27 protein-coding genes and 1 riboswitch are annotated in these 18,227 nt (G+C 53.0%); of the genes, 19 read left to right on the top strand and 8 right to left on the bottom strand.

Annotated elements, in window-relative coordinates:
- Positions 1-32: 32 nt before the first annotated feature.
- Positions 33-431: a VOC family protein gene (locus JJU47_RS12480; RefSeq protein ID WP_228619974.1), complete on the bottom strand. Its 399-nt coding sequence runs from the start codon at positions 429-431 to the stop codon at positions 33-35.
- A gap of 92 nt (positions 432-523) precedes the next feature.
- Between JJU47_RS12480 and JJU47_RS12475 the strand changes: the two genes are divergently transcribed.
- The gene (locus tag JJU47_RS12475; RefSeq protein ID WP_228619971.1) at positions 524-1,003 is read left to right on the top strand and encodes a GNAT family N-acetyltransferase; all 480 of its coding nucleotides are present in this window, start codon (positions 524-526) and stop codon (positions 1,001-1,003) included.
- Here JJU47_RS12475 and JJU47_RS12470 read toward each other — a convergent pair.
- Positions 998-1,261 (bottom strand): hypothetical protein, encoded by a 264-nt coding sequence (locus JJU47_RS12470; RefSeq protein ID WP_228619968.1) that lies wholly within the window; start codon positions 1,259-1,261, stop codon positions 998-1,000. The two genes, JJU47_RS12475 and JJU47_RS12470, sit on opposite strands and share 6 nt — an antisense overlap.
- A gap of 76 nt (positions 1,262-1,337) precedes the next feature.
- Positions 1,338-1,823, bottom strand: coding sequence for an energy coupling factor transporter S component ThiW (gene thiW, locus JJU47_RS12465; protein ID WP_228619965.1), 486 nt, complete (start codon positions 1,821-1,823; stop codon positions 1,338-1,340).
- Between the two features lie 63 nt (positions 1,824-1,886).
- Positions 1,887-1,985, bottom strand: a riboswitch (TPP riboswitch).
- Between the two features lie 181 nt (positions 1,986-2,166).
- On the opposite strand from thiW, the gene JJU47_RS12460 reads away from it, so the two are divergent.
- Positions 2,167-3,138 (top strand): aminoglycoside phosphotransferase family protein, encoded by a 972-nt coding sequence (locus JJU47_RS12460; RefSeq protein WP_228619963.1) that lies wholly within the window; start codon positions 2,167-2,169, stop codon positions 3,136-3,138.
- Here JJU47_RS12460 and JJU47_RS12455 read toward each other — a convergent pair whose 3' ends face one another.
- Complete coding sequence (locus tag JJU47_RS12455) at positions 3,139-3,885, bottom strand: hypothetical protein (protein WP_228619960.1); 747 nt, start codon at positions 3,883-3,885, stop codon at positions 3,139-3,141.
- Positions 3,886-4,098: 213 nt separating this feature from the next.
- Here JJU47_RS12455 and JJU47_RS12450 point away from each other — a divergent pair, with 213 nt between their 5' ends.
- From JJU47_RS12450 to JJU47_RS12415, 8 genes are all read left to right on the top strand, one after another.
- Complete coding sequence (locus JJU47_RS12450) at positions 4,099-4,638, top strand: ribonuclease FAU-1 family protein (protein WP_228619958.1); 540 nt, start codon at positions 4,099-4,101, stop codon at positions 4,636-4,638.
- A gap of 49 nt (positions 4,639-4,687) precedes the next feature.
- Positions 4,688-5,818: a tetratricopeptide repeat protein gene (locus JJU47_RS12445; protein ID WP_228619956.1), complete on the top strand. Its 1,131-nt coding sequence runs from the start codon at positions 4,688-4,690 to the stop codon at positions 5,816-5,818.
- A 10-nt stretch (positions 5,819-5,828) separates the two neighbouring features.
- Positions 5,829-6,263: a GNAT family N-acetyltransferase gene (locus JJU47_RS12440; protein WP_228619953.1), complete on the top strand. Its 435-nt coding sequence runs from the start codon at positions 5,829-5,831 to the stop codon at positions 6,261-6,263.
- A 132-nt stretch (positions 6,264-6,395) separates the two neighbouring features.
- The gene (locus JJU47_RS12435; RefSeq protein WP_228619950.1) at positions 6,396-6,830 is read left to right on the top strand and encodes a MarR family winged helix-turn-helix transcriptional regulator; all 435 of its coding nucleotides are present in this window, start codon (positions 6,396-6,398) and stop codon (positions 6,828-6,830) included.
- 36 nt (positions 6,831-6,866) lie between these two features.
- The gene (locus tag JJU47_RS12430) at positions 6,867-7,862 is read left to right on the top strand and encodes a ring-cleaving dioxygenase (RefSeq protein WP_228619948.1); all 996 of its coding nucleotides are present in this window, start codon (positions 6,867-6,869) and stop codon (positions 7,860-7,862) included.
- Complete coding sequence (locus JJU47_RS12425) at positions 7,859-8,497, top strand: NADPH-dependent FMN reductase (protein ID WP_228619946.1); 639 nt, start codon at positions 7,859-7,861, stop codon at positions 8,495-8,497. The genes JJU47_RS12430 and JJU47_RS12425 overlap by 4 nt, the downstream gene beginning before the upstream one ends.
- Before the next feature lie 255 nt (positions 8,498-8,752).
- The gene (locus JJU47_RS12420; protein ID WP_228619943.1) at positions 8,753-9,820 is read left to right on the top strand and encodes a saccharopine dehydrogenase family protein; all 1,068 of its coding nucleotides are present in this window, start codon (positions 8,753-8,755) and stop codon (positions 9,818-9,820) included.
- 78 nt (positions 9,821-9,898) lie between these two features.
- Positions 9,899-10,696 carry a GNAT family N-acetyltransferase gene (locus tag JJU47_RS12415; protein ID WP_228619941.1) on the top strand — a complete coding sequence of 266 codons (798 nt, stop codon included), beginning with the start codon at positions 9,899-9,901 and terminating at the stop codon, positions 10,694-10,696.
- Positions 10,697-10,727: 31 nt separating this feature from the next.
- Here JJU47_RS12415 and JJU47_RS12410 read toward each other — a convergent pair whose 3' ends face one another.
- Together JJU47_RS12410 and JJU47_RS12405 are read right to left on the bottom strand one after the other, a co-directional pair.
- Positions 10,728-11,513 (bottom strand): SDR family oxidoreductase, encoded by a 786-nt coding sequence (locus tag JJU47_RS12410; protein ID WP_228619938.1) that lies wholly within the window; start codon positions 11,511-11,513, stop codon positions 10,728-10,730.
- A gap of 82 nt (positions 11,514-11,595) precedes the next feature.
- Positions 11,596-11,907, bottom strand: a complete 312-nt coding sequence (locus JJU47_RS12405; RefSeq protein ID WP_047375173.1) for a hypothetical protein — start codon at positions 11,905-11,907, stop codon at positions 11,596-11,598.
- Positions 11,908-12,054: 147 nt separating this feature from the next.
- Between JJU47_RS12405 and JJU47_RS12400 the strand changes: the two genes are divergently transcribed.
- Positions 12,055-12,360 carry a hypothetical protein gene (locus JJU47_RS12400; RefSeq protein WP_228619935.1) on the top strand — a complete coding sequence of 102 codons (306 nt, stop codon included), beginning with the start codon at positions 12,055-12,057 and terminating at the stop codon, positions 12,358-12,360.
- 21 nt (positions 12,361-12,381) lie between these two features.
- On the top strand, positions 12,382-12,975 hold the full coding sequence (locus JJU47_RS12395; RefSeq protein WP_228619933.1) for an NUDIX hydrolase: 594 nt from the start codon (positions 12,382-12,384) through the stop codon (positions 12,973-12,975).
- A gap of 83 nt (positions 12,976-13,058) precedes the next feature.
- Here JJU47_RS12395 and JJU47_RS12390 read toward each other — a convergent pair whose 3' ends face one another.
- Positions 13,059-13,526, bottom strand: coding sequence for a GNAT family N-acetyltransferase (locus JJU47_RS12390; RefSeq protein WP_228619930.1), 468 nt, complete (start codon positions 13,524-13,526; stop codon positions 13,059-13,061).
- 66 nt (positions 13,527-13,592) lie between these two features.
- Between JJU47_RS12390 and JJU47_RS12385 the strand changes: the two genes are divergently transcribed.
- The 3 genes from JJU47_RS12385 (at position 13,593) to JJU47_RS12375 (ending at position 15,739) form a co-directional block, all read left to right on the top strand.
- Positions 13,593-14,390, top strand: coding sequence for a GNAT family N-acetyltransferase (locus tag JJU47_RS12385; protein ID WP_228619929.1), 798 nt, complete (start codon positions 13,593-13,595; stop codon positions 14,388-14,390).
- Positions 14,390-14,572 (top strand): hypothetical protein, encoded by a 183-nt coding sequence (locus JJU47_RS12380; protein ID WP_228619926.1) that lies wholly within the window; start codon positions 14,390-14,392, stop codon positions 14,570-14,572. Before JJU47_RS12385 ends, JJU47_RS12380 begins: the two co-directional genes overlap by 1 nt.
- 180 nt (positions 14,573-14,752) lie before the next feature.
- The gene (locus JJU47_RS12375) at positions 14,753-15,739 is read left to right on the top strand and encodes a M23 family metallopeptidase (RefSeq protein WP_228619924.1); all 987 of its coding nucleotides are present in this window, start codon (positions 14,753-14,755) and stop codon (positions 15,737-15,739) included.
- Between the two features lie 57 nt (positions 15,740-15,796).
- On the opposite strand, the gene JJU47_RS12370 is transcribed toward JJU47_RS12375, so the two are convergent.
- Positions 15,797-16,339 (bottom strand): TraR/DksA C4-type zinc finger protein, encoded by a 543-nt coding sequence (locus tag JJU47_RS12370; protein ID WP_228619921.1) that lies wholly within the window; start codon positions 16,337-16,339, stop codon positions 15,797-15,799.
- A 152-nt stretch (positions 16,340-16,491) separates the two neighbouring features.
- On the opposite strand from JJU47_RS12370, the gene JJU47_RS12365 reads away from it, so the two are divergent.
- The 4 genes from JJU47_RS12365 to JJU47_RS12350 are packed head-to-tail and all read left to right on the top strand — an operon-like array spanning position 16,492 to position 18,203.
- A complete protein-coding gene (locus JJU47_RS12365; RefSeq protein WP_228619918.1) occupies positions 16,492-17,016 on the top strand; it encodes a GrpB family protein in 525 nt (174 codons plus the stop codon).
- A gap of 55 nt (positions 17,017-17,071) precedes the next feature.
- A complete protein-coding gene (locus JJU47_RS12360) occupies positions 17,072-17,380 on the top strand; it encodes a hypothetical protein (RefSeq protein ID WP_228619916.1) in 309 nt (102 codons plus the stop codon).
- Positions 17,377-17,850, top strand: coding sequence for a GNAT family N-acetyltransferase (locus tag JJU47_RS12355; RefSeq protein ID WP_228619913.1), 474 nt, complete (start codon positions 17,377-17,379; stop codon positions 17,848-17,850). The genes JJU47_RS12360 and JJU47_RS12355 overlap by 4 nt, the downstream gene beginning before the upstream one ends.
- 50 nt (positions 17,851-17,900) lie before the next feature.
- The gene (locus JJU47_RS12350; RefSeq protein WP_047375160.1) at positions 17,901-18,203 is read left to right on the top strand and encodes a hypothetical protein; all 303 of its coding nucleotides are present in this window, start codon (positions 17,901-17,903) and stop codon (positions 18,201-18,203) included.
- The last annotated feature ends 24 nt before the right edge of the window (positions 18,204-18,227 follow it).

Below are 18,227 nucleotides of genomic sequence, written 5' to 3'. Positions count from 1 at the left end.
CACGGTGTACAAAAAAAGCGAGGCGTATGGCCTCACTTGATTAAAAACGAGTCCCGAAGTTCGATGATCGTGCCTTCCGGGGCTTTCAGTTTGCTTAAATAGCCGTCGACAACGAAATAGATATTGCCACCGTGTTTCGGTAAGAACGGCACATCGAGCGCCTCGAGTCGTCTCACTTCCGCTTCGAGGTCGTCTACGTACAGAGCGAAATGGACGGGACCGGCCACGTGTTTCGAATAGGGGGTCAACGTCTCGTCCTGCTTTGCCGTCTGGAGCTCGATGTAAAAGTCACCGAGCTTGAGCCAGCTATTGAACGCCCGTGTGTGAAAGTCAGGCGACTCTTGGACGAGCTCGAAGCCGAGCGCTTCATAAAATCGTTTCGACGCCTCATAGTCGGGCGTTTGGATACAGAGATGGTGGATTTGTTTCATCGTGTCACTCCTTTCTTTCATCTTATCGAATCCTGGCTGGAAACGGAACTTTTCTAGAGAAGGAGCGTATAGGACATCGGGGAGGTGAAAGGATGGATATCAATATGTTGACGATTCAACCGGTTGATGACACAAATCGGGAAGCTGTACTCAGCTTGACCGTGGCTCCGGAACAGTCCCGTTTTATCGAAACGAATGCGGAATCGCTCCGCGAGATGGAAGTCGACATCAAGTACGCCTGGTCGTGCTATGCGCTTTGCCTCGACGAGCGACCGGTCGGCTTCATGATGATTGGTGCGGAGAACAAAGTCGACCGCTATGTCTGGCTCGACCGCTTTATGATGGATGGGCGTGAGCAAGGACAGGGGCTCGGATCACGATTCTTACAGTTGGCACTCGTCTGGATTCAGGAACGGTTCGATGTGGATGACATCGTTCTAAGTTTACACTCGACAAATGAACCAGCGAAGCGATTTTATCAACGAGGTGGATTTGTCGATAGCGGTCGTATCGATGAATGGAACGGGGAAGAGATTTGGGTGTATCACGTCAAACAGGGACAACCGTCATAAGTCGGTCGTCCCTGTTTTCATGGTAGTCGCTTTGACCGAATTACCAGCCATGAAGAAGCAGATGAGTGCGGTGAAGCCGAAGAGCGGGATGAACCAATTTTGCGCCAGGATGTCCATGAGGGCCGGTTCCTCGGGCCAGACACCTGTCGCGACCAACGCGTGCCAACGTGTGTACGCCGCGATGCGCTCTAACGTGAACAAAAGAGCGGTGATGAAGGTGGCGGCAGCGCCGATCACCGATAATTGCAGTCGAGTCAAAACGGTCACTCCTTTTGAATAAGATAACCTTATTTTACCATCTGTACATGTAAAAGGGAGAGGGCAAACGACTCAATTATTGTTTGAGGACGGGACGCAGTTGTTTGACGCGAGCGAGCACGATCCAACCGAGCAAGGCGCCGGTCACGCTCGAAGCGAGGAAAGCCGGGAAAAAGAAGAGCGCCCCGAACTCGGACCCCATTAAGATTTTCGCGTAAGGCACGGCGATGAGCGAGGCGATGACGCCTGTGCCGATCACTTCACCGATTGCGGCGAAGGCGACGCGATTCGTCCGAACGTAAAAGACGCCGGCGAGAAGTGCTCCGATCATGCCGCCCGGGAACGCGAGCAGTGACCCGGTGCCGGTCACGACACGGACGAGCCCTGTCACGAAAGCGACGAGTACGGCACCGAGCGGACCGACGGTGACGGCCGCGATGACGTTCACCATATGTTGAATCGGGAAAGCCCGGGCGACCCCAGTCGGAATCGAGATGAACAGCGAGCCGATGACGGCGATGGCGACGAGCATCGCCATCCAAGTGAGTTGTTGAATACGCATGGATTTGTCTCCTTTCAAAATGAAAACGCCACTTCTCCAAAAAGGAAAAGTGGCGTGGAACAGACGAATCCCACACCACTTCCCTACGCTGGTATGAGCCAGATCAGGTTCAAAGGGTCCGGCGTCTGCCGTCTCAGCCCGAAGGCTCCCCTAGTGGTCGTTTATTGCTTCGAGTATAGCACACGATGATTTTATTGCGACGATTTTTCTCGAGATGAAGCTAGAGAAAGCGAGACCGTGATGCATAAAACATGAAACGTTCCGCAGCAATCGGGTAAGGATAAGAGATAACGTCCACATTTGATTCCCTCTCAAAAAGAGGCAAGGAAAGGGGGAAGATGCGATGATGAAACATGGGGCTCCGTGGCGAAACCCGGAGATGCTTCACCGATTCCATACGTGGCTCGAGACGTACGTACATGGGGCCAAGTGGTCAATCGCGAAAGATACGGATTTGACATATGTGGTCTGGACCGAGAGTGATGGGAAACGTTTTTACGCCAAAGCGGTGACGCCGATCAGTGAAGGCGAGGCGGAACTGACGTTACGTCTAGCTAGGCGCCACCCAGGTCTCGTCCCAGAAGTCGTCGCAATCGATGTTGTGCAAGGATGGCTGCTTCTGCGAGACATCGAGGGTGAGGCATTACGTGAACATGCGACGTTGAGCCGATATGAAACTTCTTTGCGGCAATACGCCAAGCTGCAGCGGCAGGAGACAGCGCACGTCGATGAGCTGTTAAGTTATGGTATCCCAGACCGGCGTCCGGCTCGTCTGAAAGAAGAGATTCGGATGTATTTGCCTGAGCTATGCACAGGGTTAAATCAAGAGAAGGCAGATGCGGTGCTGGCGCTCCGAGACGAGCTCCTCACCATGTGCGACGAGCTCGCGACTGGGGTGCCGATGAGTCTTGAGCACGGCGATTTGCATGGCGGTAACATCTTTTGGCGCGAGCAGGCGGATGACTTATGCATTCTTGATTGGGGCGACGCGACGGTCACCCATCCGTTCTTCAGCGTCCGTGTGTTTTGGAACGCGCTGTACGACTTGTTGCCGGAAGACGATGAAGTCGCCTGGTATGAACAAATTCAGAAAATGCGTACCGTCTACTTGACGGAATGGGAAGGGATTGCGCCATCGGACGTGTTGTGGCGTCACTTGTTAATCGCTGAAGAGCTCGGTTGCGTCTACCGGGCCCTGTCGTGGCATGTATATGTGAACCGCTATCGGGGTGATCCGTCCGAATCGAGCGACAAGCCGGCCCAATGGCTCAACTTATGGTTGGAATATCGGGACTTGAAGCGTCGTGGGGCGTGATCACTCGTTCTTGTCGATCAAGTTTTTGTAGTCGCGTTCATTCCAAAACAGCTGAGCGATCGACTCCGGACCTTTGAAAATCTCTCCGTCTCGGTCGTAGACGACGGCATAGCCGCCCTCGACTTCAAAGACGATTAAGTCGGCCTTGACTTCCTTAACCCCGTCACCGGCGATGATGACGTCTTCAATCGGGTCACGGGCGACCGATACACCCCATTCGTCGAGCTCGACGATGAGCGCGGACGTATAGGCGTGACGGTCATAAATCGATTGAAACTCGTCTTGCGTCAAGACGACATCGGTCGGGGGAGCACTCGTCCCATATTTCCGTTTCTCGATTTCTTCGACGAATTGAAGGAACGACGCTTCTTGCCAAAAGAGTGGCGCGACGGACTCGGGGCCGTTGGCGATGTCTCCGTTCTCGCCTTCGTAGACGGTAGCGTACGTCCCGTCATCGAGCTGAAACGGGTAAACGTCGGCGTATGTATGACGAATGCCGTCACCGGTGATGACAACTCGTTCAAACGTCTCACGAAACGGTGTCAGCCCGTCCGCCTCGAGTGCCACGAGCAAATCTTGAGCTGTCTCATATTGGTCAAAGACGTCTTTAAAGTCCTCACGCGTCCAGTCGGTCATTTTTTCAGGAGCGGGTTCGTTCGTATCGGCCGGGATGACCGGCTTTTCAATCGGCTCGGTACATCCTGTCAGCAACAAGACGCTCAATCCGAGCATACTCAACCGTTTCATCGGTTCGTTCCCCCTTATAAAGTTACATTTTTTACCTATTATCATTGAGCGTAGCACGGGAGGTGACGAATGAGAACCTGAACACTTTCTCATCGAGGTGAAAGGAGCGGTACTACTGTTGCTTTTGCGTATATAATCTGTACGACGGAACAGGGAAATGTCGGATTTTGGCGAACACTTAGATAAGACACGATGACAAAAGGAGAGAGAACGATGCCAAAACGAAAATTTGCCAACCGCCGAGACTGGGAACGAATCCGCGAGAATCGTTACGCCCAAATGGCCGTCCACGATGACCGTTTCTCTGGCACGGTCGCTTTGTTTCAAATTGACGCTGTCCGGGACCCGCAATATAAACAGCATAAAGGTGAAGAATTCATCGTCGCCGATGGGGGCTATGCCTGGCTCCAATATTTTCCGGACGATGAACCGTTCGGAGTGACGGTCATGTTCGATGACAACGGAAAGATTGTCCAATGGTACATCGACATCGTCGAAGCGATCGGGTATGAGGACGGGATCCCCTATATGGACGATCTGTTGCTCGACATTTTGGTCTTCCCGAACGGGGACGTTGTTCGTAAAGACGAGGATGAATTTGAAGCGGCGGCACAGTCAGGTGAACTGACACCTGAACTCGTCGAGAGAGGATGGCGAGATTTTGAAGAGACGCTTCAACGGATTGATCGAAAGGACTTCGTCTACTTTGATTTGGCGAGAGGGCATTACGACGTGTTGAAGCAAAAACTTTGAACGCGCGGCCTCCTTTGATACAGTGAAAGAAAACGCAGGGGGAAAAAGCATGAAACGCATTCAAATGGAGACGTGGCCACGAAAGAAACATTATGAGTTCTTCAAATCGTTTGACGCACCGCACTTCAACGTGACGGCGAACGTCGACGTGACGAAGCTACATACGCTCGCGAAAACGAGCGGCCAGTCGTTTTTCAAGCTGTTCTTGTATGGTGCGGTCAAAACGGCGAATGAGATTCCAGAGCTTCGGTATCGGATGCGCGGCGACGAAGTCGTCGAGCATGACGTCGTCCATCCGTCGTTCACCGTCATGATGGATGAGGATGTTTTCAATTTCTGCACAGTGTCTTATAAAGAGACGTTTTCTCAATTCGTGGAGGACGTGACCGCGCGGATGGAAGAGGCAAAGCAACACGTCTATGTCGGTGATGAGGAGTCTGACGACCTTCTTTACATCACAAGTGTGCCGTGGGTCTCGTTCACAAGCATCAGCCACCCGACGCATGACCAACGACACGACAGCGTACCGCGAATCGCCTGGGGCAAATTTATGCCATCCGGTGACCGACTGACGATGCCGCTCTCGGTTCAAGCGCATCACGCGCTCGTCGACGGTGTGCACGTCGGTCGCTACTATGAACGGCTCCAAGTATGGCTCGACGATTTGAGTGATCTCCAAGTGCCGATTCGGGCGGAAGAGAAAGGACTCGACGAAGCGATTCGCCTGCGTGAGAACGGTGAGCTCGAGCGGGCGAAACAGTTGTTTATCATGTTGCTCCGGCAAGATGAAAAGAACCCTCGCCTGCATGCCCACTGTGCCGCGTGTTACGACGCGCTCGGCGAAGAAGGTCAAGCCGTCCCGCACTATGAACGGGCGATTCGTCTCGGCCTCACCGGAGATGAGCTCCGTGAGACATACATCGGTCTCGGCAGCACGTATCGGGCGCTCGGCCGCTATGAGGACGCCGAAGAGCTGTTCACCCGAGCCATCGAACAGTTTCCGGACATCGGTGCGCTTAAAGTGTTCCGGGCGATGACCCATTACAATCTCGGCCGCCATGCGGAAGCGACCGGCGCATTGCTCGAACTGCTCGCGAATCCGAAGCCTGATGACAGCATCACGCGTTATCGCCGCGCCATCGCTTTCTATGCGCGCAACTTGGACGAGACATATGAGTAAGGAGACACGAATGGTCACACTTCAACCGATCACGGAACAAAACTGGTATGTGTGTTGTCAGCTCACGTTGAGCGAAACGCAACAGACGTACATGGAACCGAACGCCATCTCTCTACTGCAAGCGATGTATGAACCGACGCTCGAGGCCCGTGCCATCTACGAGGACGAGACGATGGTCGGCTTTCTCATGTATAACACCGTTCCCGAAGAGTTGGACGCGCGCTGGGTGTATCGCATCATGGTCGACCACGCGCATCAAGGAAAAGGGATTGGCCGGAAAGCGACCGAGCTCATGCTTGAGGAAATGGGACGGTTCGGGCCTGAACCGATCGTCGTCGGCTATCACCCTGACAATACGGGCGCGCATCGGTTATACGCAAGCCTAGGTTTTGTGGACGAGGGCCATCGCTTCGGCCGTGAGAGGGCAGTCATTCGCCGCACATGACAAGACGAGTTCGCTCGTCTTGTTTTTTAAATCAAATTGATTGACCGCTGGAAAATGACGTGTTATATTTATCTCAAATTAAAGATAATTAAATTTAAAGTATTGTTTTCTCTCAGCAAAGGAGGGGAACACATGGAAGAACGGCAAGCGTTAAAAGCGATCACCGTATTGTTTCGGGCCTCACAGTCCATCCAAGACATGGTGAAGCAAGAAGTCGCTGCGTACGGTTTGAACCCGACCGAGTTTTCGGTGCTCGAACTGCTCTACCATAAAGGCGACCAACCGATTCAAATGATCGGCAAGAACGTGTTGCTCTCGAGCGGTAGCATGACGTATATCGTCGACCGGCTTGAGGCGAAAGGATACTTGCAGCGAAAAGCGTGTCCGAGCGATCGGCGTGTCACGTATGCGGCACTGACCGAAACGGGAACCGACTTGATGAATCAAATTTTCCCAGCCCACGCGAGACGAATCGATGAGCTGTTCGATGGGCTCGACCTAGATGACACAATCACACAATTGAAGACGGTCGGCAAGCGCGCCGAAGCGTCAAATTTTTTTAATTAATTATCTCGAAATCAAGATTTTAAAGGAGCGATTTCTATGAACCATGTAAAAGGGATTCACCACGTAACGGCCATCACGAGCAGTGCCGAGAAGAACTACGACTTCTTCACGAACGTACTCGGTATGCGACTCGTCAAAAAGACGGTCAACCAAGATGACATTCAGACGTACCACTTATTCTTCGCTGATGACAAAGGCAGCGCTGGGACAGACATGACGTTTTTCGACTTCCCGGGTATCCCGAAAGGCGTGCACGGGACGAACGAGATCGCCAAGACGTCATTCCGCGTCCCGACCGACGAGGCGCTCACATACTGGGTGCGCCGTTTCGACCGTCTCGGTGTGAAACATGAGGGCATCACCGAGCAGTTCGGGAAGAAGACGCTCTCGTTCATCGACTTCGATGAGCAGGCGTATCAACTCATCTCGGACGAGTTCAACGTCGGGATTGCTTCCGGTGAGCCGTGGCAAAACGGGCCGATTCCGCTCGAATACGCCATCACTGGCCTCGGTCCGATCTTCATCCGCGTCGCGGACTTCACGTATTTCAAACAAGTGATGGAGCAAGTCATGTTGTTCAAAGAAATCGGGCAAGAAGGCGACGCGCATCTCTTTGAAGGAGGTGAGGGTGGAAACGGAGCGCAAGTCATCGTCATTCATGACGAGACGTCACCACAAGCACGTCAAGGGTTCGGTACGGTACACCACGTCGCTTTCCGCGTCGACGACCGCAGCGTTCTCGATGAGTGGACGGCACGACTTCAACAGTTCGGGTTACCGACGTCTGGTTACGTCGATCGCTTCTTCTTTGAATCGTCGTATGCACGGGTCGCACCGCAAATCTTGTTCGAATGGGCAACAGACGGACCGGGATTCATGGGTGATGAGCCGTACGAGACAGTCGGTGAGAAGCTGTCGCTCCCGCCGTTCTTAGAAGCGAAGCGGGAACAAATCGAAGCAATGGTCCGGCCGATCGATACGGTCAGAAGCACTAAAACGTTCGAGAAAGAATATGAGGGAATGAAATCATGAGTTTTTTCAATCGTCTGTTCGGTAAACAAGAAGAAGCAACCAACTTACAAGGAGGAACTACTATGTTGAAAATTGGAATCGTACTCGGATCTACTCGTGAAGGACGCGTCAGCCCGCAAGTCGGAGAATGGGTGAAAGAACTCGCCGACAAACGCGGTGACGCCAACTATGAAATCATCGACATCGCCGACTACAGCTTGCCACTCCTCGGTGAACCAGGCGGCGATGCGACAGGTGCTGGCGCCTGGTCAGAGAAAATCGCTGAGATGGACGGTTTCGTCTTCATCGTTCAAGAATACAACCACTCGATCACAGGTGCGCTCAAAAACGCCCTCGACTACTTACGCAACGAATGGCATAACAAAGCGGCAGGCATCGTTTCGTACGGTTCTGTCGGCGGTGCCCGGGCGACAGAACACTTGCGCGGTGTCTTGAGTGAGCTGTTGATCGCTCACGTTCGTGTCCACCCGGCACTCTCGCTCTTCACAGACTTCGAGAACGGTACACACTTCGCACCGAAAGACGTTCAAGTCCAATCGGTGAACGATATGCTCGACCAACTCGTCCCATGGACGGAAGCGATGCAGACGGTCCGCACAAAAGCGGCAGAAACAACAGAAGCAGCAAACAACTGAGCAGTCGGCCAGCCTTTCAATAGGCTGGCTTTTTTGTGCGCTTTTTTGATGGGTCGTGTAAAGTTGAAAAGAGTTGGAAGAGTGGGCAAAAGGGATCGGAAGATCATCGCAGCTTACATATCGGATTCGGGATTGTGTTGGTGTGCCACTATCGAACGTCAGATTCAAAATATCGTACATCATCTGTACGGATGAAAGTCGGACGGATAGGGAAGAAGAAAAGGACATGTTCATAGAGTTGAAGGAGGAATCGTGATGAAATGGATGATTTATGGTGCGAACGGCTATACGGGTGAACTGATCGCCCGCCAAGCAGTGGAAGAAGGTATGGCACCGGTACTCGCGGGACGGAGTGCGGAGGCGATCGAACGGCTCGGCAAAGAGCTCGGGTGTGAGACGCGTGTGTTCAGTTTGTCATTCGATCAAGCGAAACAAGAACTCGTCGATATCGACCTCGTGTTACATTGTGCCGGACCTTTCGCTGACACGAGTCAGCCGATGGTCGAGGCGTGTGTCGCCTCGAAGACGCATTACCTCGATATTACCGGGGAAATCGAGGTGTTCGAGTACATTCACTCGAAAAAACGAGTCAAGCTCGCGCAAGAAGCCGGTGTGTTGTTGTGCTCCGGTGTCGGGTTCGATGTCATCCCGACCGATTGCGTCGCCCGTAAGTTAAAAGAGTTGATGCCGGATGCGACGAATCTCGCTCTCGGGTTCTCGGCTGCGGCGGGTATTTCGCGCGGGACAATGAAAACGGCGATTCGTGGGCTCGGCTCGAGCAGTGCCGAGCGAAAAGACGGGAAACTGTCGCCGTTCCCGCTCGGGGCGAAGCGACGACAAATCGACTTTGGGCGCGGGAAGAAAACAGCAATCGCCATTCCGTGGGGCGACGTCTCGACCGCGTACTATACGACAGGTGTTCCGAACATCACGACGTGGGTCCCGGTGCCGCCGGTGTATGCATACGGGGCACGGTTATTGTCATGGTTTAGCCCGATTCTTGGCAGCGACGCAGTGCAAGGCAAACTGTTGCGTTACGTGGATGAAAACGTCAGCGGACCGGACGAATCGGAACGGGAACGCTCGTCAACGTACGTGTGGGGCGAGGCGACAAATGGCGAGGGACGTAAAGTCATCGTCCGGATCAAGACGGCGAGCACGTATGCCTTCACCGTTTACGGTGCGCTCGAGGTCGTAAAGCGGCTCATCGACTCGAAGCCGGTTATTCCAGGCAGTTTCACACCGGCGATGTTGTTCGGATCGCACTTCATCGAAGAAATCGAAGGGTCGTCGTCGTTCGTCGTGGACGAAGTCCGTCTGTAACTGGCCTTGTAACGGAATCACAACATGTTCGCAATTGAAGTGTGGTAAACTCAGGGAAGATTAGAGGGAGGGAACAAGATGAAACGCTTAGAATTAGCCAGACGAATCGAACGCATCAAAGCGGAAGGGACGTCTGCTTATATTCGGCATCGTAAACAGACCCCTCCCTATGAAGGTTCGGAGTTGATTGTCGAGAACAAAGGACACGTCTTCCGAATGGGCAATATGAGCTTCGCGGTCGGCTTCGGATTGAATCGCCCGACGAGTTTTTATGATTTGCACCAAATGGAGAAGTGGGTCCGTGGGAAAAACGTTTCCCGTCTCCATATCGAGGTCTGTCCGCTCGCCGATATGTCGCTCATCCGGCTCCTTCAGGAACGGAACTATACGCTCGATCACTTCCTTGACGTCTGGTTGCTCGATGTGACGCAGTTTGAGACGACGCTGCCGGACCCGAATCAAGTCGAACGGGTCGACGCGGATAACGTGAACGAGTGGGCCCGGGCCATCGCGGCAGGCTTCGCGGAGGCGGGCTCGGTTGTTCAAGAGACGGTCGATACGGCGAAAGGCTTTTATGCGCTCCCGGAAAATAAGGCGTTTCTCGTCCGTGACGGCGAGAAGGCGGTCGCTGGCGGTATTCTCGCCATTCAAGACGGAATGGGGGAGTTGTTTTTGACGAGCACGATCCCGGCTTATCGAGGGAGAGGCTATCAAACCCAACTTATTCTCGAGCGCATCGCCCATGCGAAAGCGTCCGGATGCGAGTACGTGACGGTCACGACGAAAGTGGATACCGCTTCAGGACGGAACATGGAACGGTTAGGGTTCCAGCCGTTTTATCAGAAAGCTGTGATGAAAAGTCCGATCCTCAAGTAAACAGGTCGCCCCGCGGGGCGACCTGTTGGCGTTAAAGTAAAGATTCGGCACCGTCCACGTACACTTCGGAACCGGTGACGTGGCTCGACATGTTGCTGGCGAAGAACAAGACGACGTCTGCGACTTGCTTGGCCGATCCAGATTTTCCGGCGAGCGGTTGGTTGCCTTCCGGATACTCGATCGGGATGACGATCTCTTCTAGCAAGGCGTCGTCACGGTTCGTCGAGTCGTCGATGTTCGTATCGATCGCGCCGGGACAAATCGAATTGACACGAATACCGAACTGGGCGAGCTCGGCGGCGGCCATTTTCGCGAATCCGGTCTGTCCGGCTTTCGTCGTCGCATAGCCGCTGAACCCAAAGTTTTTAAAATAACGATTTCCGTTGATCGACGATGTGATGATGATGCTTCCGCCTTGTTCTTTTAAGTACGGAATGGCTTGTTTCACGGTGACGAACGTCCCTGTCAAATTCGTTTCGACGACGCCGTTCCAGTCTTCGAGCGATAGATGCTCGATCGGTGTGATCGTCCCGTTCCTTCCGGCGTTCGCGAAGACGATGTCGACGCGGCCGAACCGTTCGACTGTCTGTTCGTACGCTCGTTTCATCTCTTCTTCATTGGCGACATCGGCACTGATCCCGACGGCGCGTTCCTCACCGATCAAACTCGCCAGTTGTTCGGCATCTTCTAGTTTCAAGTCGACGATGGCGACTTTTGCGCCCGCCTGGACGAACCGGATGACCGCCGCCCGTCCGATTCCTGATGCCGCGCCAGTGACGAACGCGACCTTCCCCGACAACAATGTATTTGAAATCATACCATTCGCTCCTTTCAGCTTCCTGTTCTCATATTCCACCGTTCCGTGAAAACTATGCTCGTTTTATGAAAAAACGTGCGATTCAATCGGATTGCACATGAATGGAGACCGCGACGTTCAAATTACCGTCCGGGACGAGTTCGACGGTCACACGTTGACCGGTGCGAAGTTGTTGGACGTCACGCACATCTCCCGTCACTTTCGTCTCTGCATTGATGAGCACTGTCCGCAACTTCATCTCACTCCCTGTGTCTTCCGTTGTGATCATCAGTTGGGGAATGTTGATTTGTTCGATCGTCCCTTCAATCTGATGGTCGTTCCACGTGCTGATCCAATACACGGCCGCCAAACAAAGTCCGATAAACGTGAGGGCAAAGATGATTCGAGTTCTCATGAGGCGCCTCCTCTACGAAAGCCCGGTCCACTGGTGTCTACTACTTATTTACCCTCAATCAGGTAATCTATCGAACCGTTTTGACAGGAATTTGTCATTGGTCCGCGGAATGTAATGAAGACAACTTGGAGAGCGGAGGCGCTGACGATGATTCTAATCGGGATGGTCGGATTGATCGGTGTGGCATTGGTTGCGTTCGGATGGTGGACGATTGGATTTCCACGACGACGGATGTGGGGTGGTTTATTCTTGTTGGCGACCACATTCTTTCTCTCGCCTTGGCTGCTCGTCATGAGCGGAGAACGTTACGGATTTGACGGTGTGGTCGCAGGCTTGGTCGGCCTGTCGCTCGTCATCGGGGGCGGCTTTTTCTTCACGACGCTCGGTTGGACGGGCCGGGTGCGGAAGATCCGCAAAGTTCGGACGCTTTCAGAAGACCCTGATTTGTTCTAGGTGTGGGATAGGAGGAAGGACATGATTGAATTCATTACTGTCGTCGACGAACGGCGAAAGAAAATCGGACTGAAACCACGGGCTGACGTCCATCGCGATGGAGACTGGCACGAGACGTTCCATTGTTGGCTCGTGGAAGGGGGACGCCTCTTTTTGCAACGTCGCAGTGACACGAAGCAAGATTTTCCGGGACTGTTCGACATCACAGCGGCCGGTCATTTGGCGGCCGGGGAGACGGTCAGGGACGGGGTACGGGAAGTTCAGGAAGAGATCGGGCTTGAGGTGACGCTCGACGAATTGACCGCCTTAGGAGTGTTCGAAGACGTCATCGAGACAGAGACGTTTCTCGACCGCGAGTTCGCCCATACGTATGTCTATTCGTATGCGGGTGAACCGTTCACGCTCGATGCGGCCGAGGTCGCCGATCTCGTCACGGTCGACCGTGAACGGTTTACGGCTTTGGTCACAGGGGACATTGAGACGATAGAAGCGACGTCAGCGTTGACCGGGGAGCCGCATAACGTCACGTGCGCCTCTCTCGTCCCGCACCCGACATCATATTGGAACGACGTGATGACAGGGATCAAAGCGTTTGCGGATGAGCGACATGATTGATTTCATTTGGCAGCTGTTGAACGTCCTACTCGTTCTCGGGATTGGCGGGCTTTTAGTCTGGTGTTTCCGGAAGTGAATCCCGTTCAGAGCGTGAGCGACATGATTCGTTGTTCTCCGACCGGTCCTGTGATACGTCGTCCGGTGTCTGAGAAACCGACTTTCTCATAGAGCGCGAAGGCGGCGTCATTTTTCAAATTCACAGATAAGACGACTTCCGGCGCTTTCGGAAATTTTTGACGAACGTAGGCAGGCAGTTGTCGGAGCGCTGCTTTCGCATAGCCGCTTCCTTGGGACGGGTGATTGATGGAAAAGATCGAGAGCAAGAGCGCATGTTCGGACTCCGTATAAGTTCGAACCTGTTCGGTGTCGTGCAGCAAAAAGAAACCGACGGGACTGTCGGCGACGATGACGATCGGATGCACGCCTTCAGGGAGCGGGGAGTCAATGTCGCGAGGAAGGGTCGTATATTTTTCTTGATCGAGCGGTAACGTGAACGCCTCAAGTGCGGGCCAGTGGCCGTTGTGAAGCGTTTCTAACGTGACGTGGGACATGGTCATTCCTCCTGATTTAGAAGTTTGTCTTATTATACTGAACGATATGAAGAGGGGAAAAGAGATATGCCGAATCAAGTGGTATCCTATCAACAAAATCCACCGATCGCCGATTTGTATCGGGCTTTCATGGACGGTTTTTCCGATTATATGATTCGTTTTGATATAGACGAGGCTGCGTTTGAGGCGATCTTCCTCGTCCGCGATCAAAATCAGCCGTCCCGGTCCGTCGTGGCGTACGTCGATGGGCGACCGGTCGGTGTCATGCTGAGCGGGATCGCCCATCTAGACACGGGCTGGGTCACTCGCTGCGGCGGGTTGGCCGTCGCACCAGGCTACCGCAGGCTCGGCATCGCAAGAGAATTGATGCGCCGCTTCGACGAACAAGCGGAAGGGACGCGGCTGCTCGAGGTCATTCAAGGAAATGAGCAGGCATTCGACTTGTACGACAGGCTCGGTTATGACGTCGTGCGGGAGATCGTTTATTATCGATCCGTCCCGACCGAGACGACGGCGACGTTTGCCACTGTTTCGATCAAGGAGCTGTTCGAACAGGAATATCCGAAAGCTGCACACCGTCCGATTTGGCAACGGGACGTGCGGACGACCCAACAACAGGCCACGCTCGTTCGGGTGACAGAAGGCGGGCGAGAAGGAGCACTCTTGTTCCGGGATAACGTGCTCCTCGACGTGTTCGGCCGTGACGAAGATGCCGACTGGCTGTTACGGGCCGCCGGTCGTGAACGTCCGGTTCATTTGACGTTTACGTCCGATCGTCCGGCATTCATCGAGGCGGCGGAAGCGCTCGGATTCGTAAAAGACACGGTCGCCCAGTTCGAGATGGTGAAAAAGGAGGAGACGTGATGGTGAGGCTGTTGCCTGCGCTGATGATCGTGCTGATCGTCGGCAATTTATTGACGATTCTCGGCCTGACGACGAACTTATCATCCGTCGTCACACGGCTATTTTTGTTCGGTGGGCCGACATTGACCGTCCTCGCAGCGGTCAGCATCGTCGTCATCGTGCTAAAAGCGAAGCGGGGCTGAACAGGAGAAACTCCGCGAAAATTCGGTGAAGACTATGGGATGGGAATCAATTGTCGTGATGAAATCGACATACAAATGAAATGTTTCATATATTGAACTTTTTTAGATGGGGTGCTATATTCGCACATGTAGCTTTTTATTGAGCTAGCGAATGATCCCATTTGGAGGTTTTCTATATATATGTTGAAACAACTCATCCTTACGGCAGGCGCAGGTGTGTTCATCTTTAGTGGTGCGCAATCGGCGTCGGCAAATGACATCACCCCGGCACAACTCCTCGAGACGACAAAAACAATCGAACAAACTACACATCAGCTATCCGAGTCAAAACAAGCTGTGGCGAAAGCCGAACAACAAATTGAAAAAATCGAGTCGGAAGCAGCGGACCTTCAGGCGGGTATCGATGAAGTGACTGAACAGATTGAGGCGTATCAAGCGGCCATCGATCCGGAAGAGACTTCGTTGTTCAAACAAGTACTGTCGACCGTCTTGCCGAACGCGAAAGCCGAAGCGGCCGAATCTGAAAAGAAGCATCAAGACATCTTAGACCAGAAGGCGGCGGCGAGGCAGACACTCGACGAATTGACGGCGAAGCAAGCGGAAGTCAAAGCGGCGAAAGAAAAGACGCAGTCATCTTATACGGTCGCATCTGAACAAATGAAGGCGCAGGCGACGAAGTTGAGCGACTTGAAAAAGCAACATGCGGCGATGGCGCCGGACAAGTTCATGATGCCGGCGAACGGCCGTCTGTCGCAAGGGTTCGGCCCGGCGAGCGGACAGTTCGGTTATACGTTCCATAACGGCATCGATATCGCCGCGAAAATCGGCACACCGGTGTATGCGGCGGCCGATGGGAAAGTCATCGAAGTGAGCGGGCGTGGGCCATACGGCAAGCACGTCAAAATCGAGCACAATATCGATGGTCAGAAATGGACGACCGTGTATGCGCACTTGCATAAGATTGATGTAAAAAAAGGACAGACGGTCCGCCAAGCCGAAGGCATCGGCCAAATCGGTAACACCGGCAACTCGTCTGGTCCGCATTTGCATTTCGAAGTGCACAAAGGAACTTACTCGTTCTCGCCAAGTTCGGCAGGGAACACAGTCGATCCGATGAAAGTAGCGCAACTGCTCGGTGGCGCTTCAGCCATTAAAGCCACGTACTGACGCAACGGACACGTTGCGTCTTTTTTGCGCAAAAAAGCCGCCCGAGGCGGCTTGACGTCATTCTCTTGTCGGATCGTGGTTTCCTTCGCTATCGGCGATTGTATCGGAGCTCCCGAAATCCTCGACTTGGCTGAACGCATCGGTGCTCTGGTTGATGTCGTCACTGCCATCAAGTTGTTTTCGGCGTGCCGTTTCCGACGGATCAAGGACGTCTTCTTCGACCGGGCGTTCCTGATCGGTTTTGTGCTCTTCCGCTTCTCGTTCACGTGCGTGTTCGATACAAAGCGTCGCTTCCGGGATGATTTCGAGACGGTCGATCTCAATTTCTTCACCGCACACTTCACATTTGCCGTACGTGCCGTTCTCGATGGCGAGGAGCGCTTTATCGACGTCGGTCAAAAACTCTTCATCGAGTTCGGTCAGGGCCTGGTCACGCTCACGGAGGAACAGCTCTTCCCCAGAGTCGGCCGGATGGTTGTCGTAGTGTGACAGTTCCCCTTCGTCGTACACTTCTTCTCGGTTTTCCATGTATCCTTCCGTCTTCGCTTTCTCTTTTAACAAACGCTCTTTGAACGTCTCGATTTGCTCTTGTGTCAACATAGTTTCACACTCCAGTTCTCATTTCATTAGTAATAGCATTTCCCATTTTCTGATGCGACAAACCATCTCGCACGACTTCCGGCTGTAAACAGAAGCGAGAACGGGTATGATGATGGAAGAAGGGGATCGAAGCAAAGACAAGGAGGGACATCATGAGACGAGTAGAGGTTGTACCGTACGATTCAGCATGGTCGGCGCGCTTCGAGGAAGAGGCGGACAAGTTGAAACGGCTATTCGGTGGCACCGTGGTCGAGGTCCATCATATCGGGAGCACGTCGGTGCCGGGACTCGAAGCGAAGCCGATCATCGACATCATGCCGGTCGTACAAGAGATTGAGCAAGTGGACGAGTTGGTTGGTCACATGGAGGCACTCGGCTATCGCAGTTTTGGGGAGCATGGTATTCCACGGCGTCGTTTTTTTGCAAAAGGTGACGAGGTGCGGACGTTTCACGTTCACGTGTTCGAGGCGGGCGATGAAGGTGTGACCCGCCATTTGGCGTTTCGTGAATATTTAAAAGCGTTCCCGGACGTGCGTGCCGAATATGGCGACTTGAAACGAACACTCGCTGAGCAGCACCCGAGCGATATCGAAAGCTACATTCAAGGGAAACAAGAATGGGTGTCGGAGACGGAACGCGTTGCGACGATTTGGTATGTGGCCGAACAAACAAAATGAAACGTTTTGTATCGATCTTTCGTATAAGGGAGTAACAACGAAAGGAAGTGAATCGATGAAACGATTTCTTGGGAAATGCATCGAGTATGCGTTCGTAGGCGTGTTGTTTGTCGGCTTTTATTTTGGAATCAGCTTTTTGACGGAGACGTATGGCGGGTCGAATAATCAAATTCTAATTCTATTCGGAATGGCGTTCATCGCATTCCCGCTCTCCTTGTTCGGCGGCTATGTGCTCGCCCGTCCAATCCAGCATCGTCTTCATGGGAAACCGCGCGGGTCAAAACGGCACGAGCTGCGCGGCAACGAGAAGCCGCACGGGGTGACGGAAGACCGCAACTCTCCATATGGAGGCAATGGGGGATGATGCGATTTCTACAAACGAGAGACGCGGATTTGATTGCGACGTTGAATCGCCCCATTCATGAACACCACCTTCAGCTGATGCCGAGCTTTTTTGCTCCTTACGATCATTCGCGAATTCGTGACACGATCGCTGATACGATGAAGCAAAGCGGACATCATTTTATCATCGGCAAATTTGAGGAGGAACCAATCGGATATGTTTGGTTTGAAGAGATAGTGAGTAAAGGTACTGCGTTTCGTCAACAAATACGCACGCTATATGTCAGACAAATCAGCATCTTGCCAACTCACAAGCGGAACGGCTTCGGCCGACAAATGATGGAATATGTGGAACAGTGGGCACATGCTCATGATTTTGCCTCCATCGAGCTAGATTATTGGGTCGCGAATAAAGAGGCGTCTAGATTTTATGACCAAATGGGGTTTCAGGCGAAACGTCAAATTGTCACGAAACACTTGCGAAATCATTAGAAGTTGTCGCTATGACGAGCAGTTTAGAAAACAGCGAAGGTAGGGGTTTGATGGAAACGGTTATTTTAGTGATTGGGGTCATCGGAACAATTTCATTGATGTTCTTCATGTCGAACCAGTGGATGGGTTATGAGAAAGGCAATATCGTCATGACGCTCGATGAGCATTATACGAACTTGAATGAATACGTACCGGCGATTTTGACGAAGTTATACGAGGACGGCAAGTCCGCACACTATCTTGGGGACCGGAAATTTGAAGTGGACGGGAAACGATACGTCCTTTTCGAGCGTACCGTGCCGATCGGACGCATTCCGACACAGCAGACGGTATTGAAGCCGGACAAACAATGAGCCACGCATCGCGCGTGGCTCATT

Source organism: Exiguobacterium sp., assembly GCF_020832205.1.
In the GTDB taxonomy this organism is placed as follows: domain Bacteria; phylum Bacillota; class Bacilli; order Exiguobacteriales; family Exiguobacteriaceae; genus Exiguobacterium.
The sequence above is the reverse complement of the archived record's forward strand: the minus strand, read 5'-3'. Positions and strand labels throughout refer to the sequence as shown.

Coding starts and splice junctions, on each gene's coding strand:
- JJU47_RS12480 (WP_228619974.1), bottom strand. CDS start 431: ATGAAACAAATCCACCATCTCTGTATCCAAACGCCCGACTATGAGGCG.
- JJU47_RS12475 (WP_228619971.1), top strand. CDS start 524: ATGGATATCAATATGTTGACGATTCAACCGGTTGATGACACAAATCGG.
- thiW (WP_228619965.1), bottom strand. CDS start 1,823: ATGCGTATTCAACAACTCACTTGGATGGCGATGCTCGTCGCCATCGCC.
- JJU47_RS12460 (WP_228619963.1), top strand. CDS start 2,167: ATGATGAAACATGGGGCTCCGTGGCGAAACCCGGAGATGCTTCACCGA.
- JJU47_RS12455 (WP_228619960.1), bottom strand. CDS start 3,885: ATGAAACGGTTGAGTATGCTCGGATTGAGCGTCTTGTTGCTGACAGGA.
- JJU47_RS12450 (WP_228619958.1), top strand. CDS start 4,099: ATGCCAAAACGAAAATTTGCCAACCGCCGAGACTGGGAACGAATCCGC.
- JJU47_RS12445 (WP_228619956.1), top strand. CDS start 4,688: ATGAAACGCATTCAAATGGAGACGTGGCCACGAAAGAAACATTATGAG.
- JJU47_RS12440 (WP_228619953.1), top strand. CDS start 5,829: ATGGTCACACTTCAACCGATCACGGAACAAAACTGGTATGTGTGTTGT.
- JJU47_RS12435 (WP_228619950.1), top strand. CDS start 6,396: ATGGAAGAACGGCAAGCGTTAAAAGCGATCACCGTATTGTTTCGGGCC.
- JJU47_RS12430 (WP_228619948.1), top strand. CDS start 6,867: ATGAACCATGTAAAAGGGATTCACCACGTAACGGCCATCACGAGCAGT.
- JJU47_RS12425 (WP_228619946.1), top strand. CDS start 7,859: ATGAGTTTTTTCAATCGTCTGTTCGGTAAACAAGAAGAAGCAACCAAC.
- JJU47_RS12420 (WP_228619943.1), top strand. CDS start 8,753: ATGAAATGGATGATTTATGGTGCGAACGGCTATACGGGTGAACTGATC.
- JJU47_RS12415 (WP_228619941.1), top strand. CDS start 9,899: ATGAAACGCTTAGAATTAGCCAGACGAATCGAACGCATCAAAGCGGAA.
- JJU47_RS12410 (WP_228619938.1), bottom strand. CDS start 11,513: ATGATTTCAAATACATTGTTGTCGGGGAAGGTCGCGTTCGTCACTGGC.
- JJU47_RS12405 (WP_047375173.1), bottom strand. CDS start 11,907: ATGAGAACTCGAATCATCTTTGCCCTCACGTTTATCGGACTTTGTTTG.
- JJU47_RS12400 (WP_228619935.1), top strand. CDS start 12,055: ATGATTCTAATCGGGATGGTCGGATTGATCGGTGTGGCATTGGTTGCG.
- JJU47_RS12395 (WP_228619933.1), top strand. CDS start 12,382: ATGATTGAATTCATTACTGTCGTCGACGAACGGCGAAAGAAAATCGGA.
- JJU47_RS12390 (WP_228619930.1), bottom strand. CDS start 13,526: ATGTCCCACGTCACGTTAGAAACGCTTCACAACGGCCACTGGCCCGCA.
- JJU47_RS12385 (WP_228619929.1), top strand. CDS start 13,593: ATGCCGAATCAAGTGGTATCCTATCAACAAAATCCACCGATCGCCGAT.
- JJU47_RS12380 (WP_228619926.1), top strand. CDS start 14,390: ATGGTGAGGCTGTTGCCTGCGCTGATGATCGTGCTGATCGTCGGCAAT.
- JJU47_RS12375 (WP_228619924.1), top strand. CDS start 14,753: ATGTTGAAACAACTCATCCTTACGGCAGGCGCAGGTGTGTTCATCTTT.
- JJU47_RS12370 (WP_228619921.1), bottom strand. CDS start 16,339: ATGTTGACACAAGAGCAAATCGAGACGTTCAAAGAGCGTTTGTTAAAA.
- JJU47_RS12365 (WP_228619918.1), top strand. CDS start 16,492: ATGAGACGAGTAGAGGTTGTACCGTACGATTCAGCATGGTCGGCGCGC.
- JJU47_RS12360 (WP_228619916.1), top strand. CDS start 17,072: ATGAAACGATTTCTTGGGAAATGCATCGAGTATGCGTTCGTAGGCGTG.
- JJU47_RS12355 (WP_228619913.1), top strand. CDS start 17,377: ATGATGCGATTTCTACAAACGAGAGACGCGGATTTGATTGCGACGTTG.
- JJU47_RS12350 (WP_047375160.1), top strand. CDS start 17,901: ATGGAAACGGTTATTTTAGTGATTGGGGTCATCGGAACAATTTCATTG.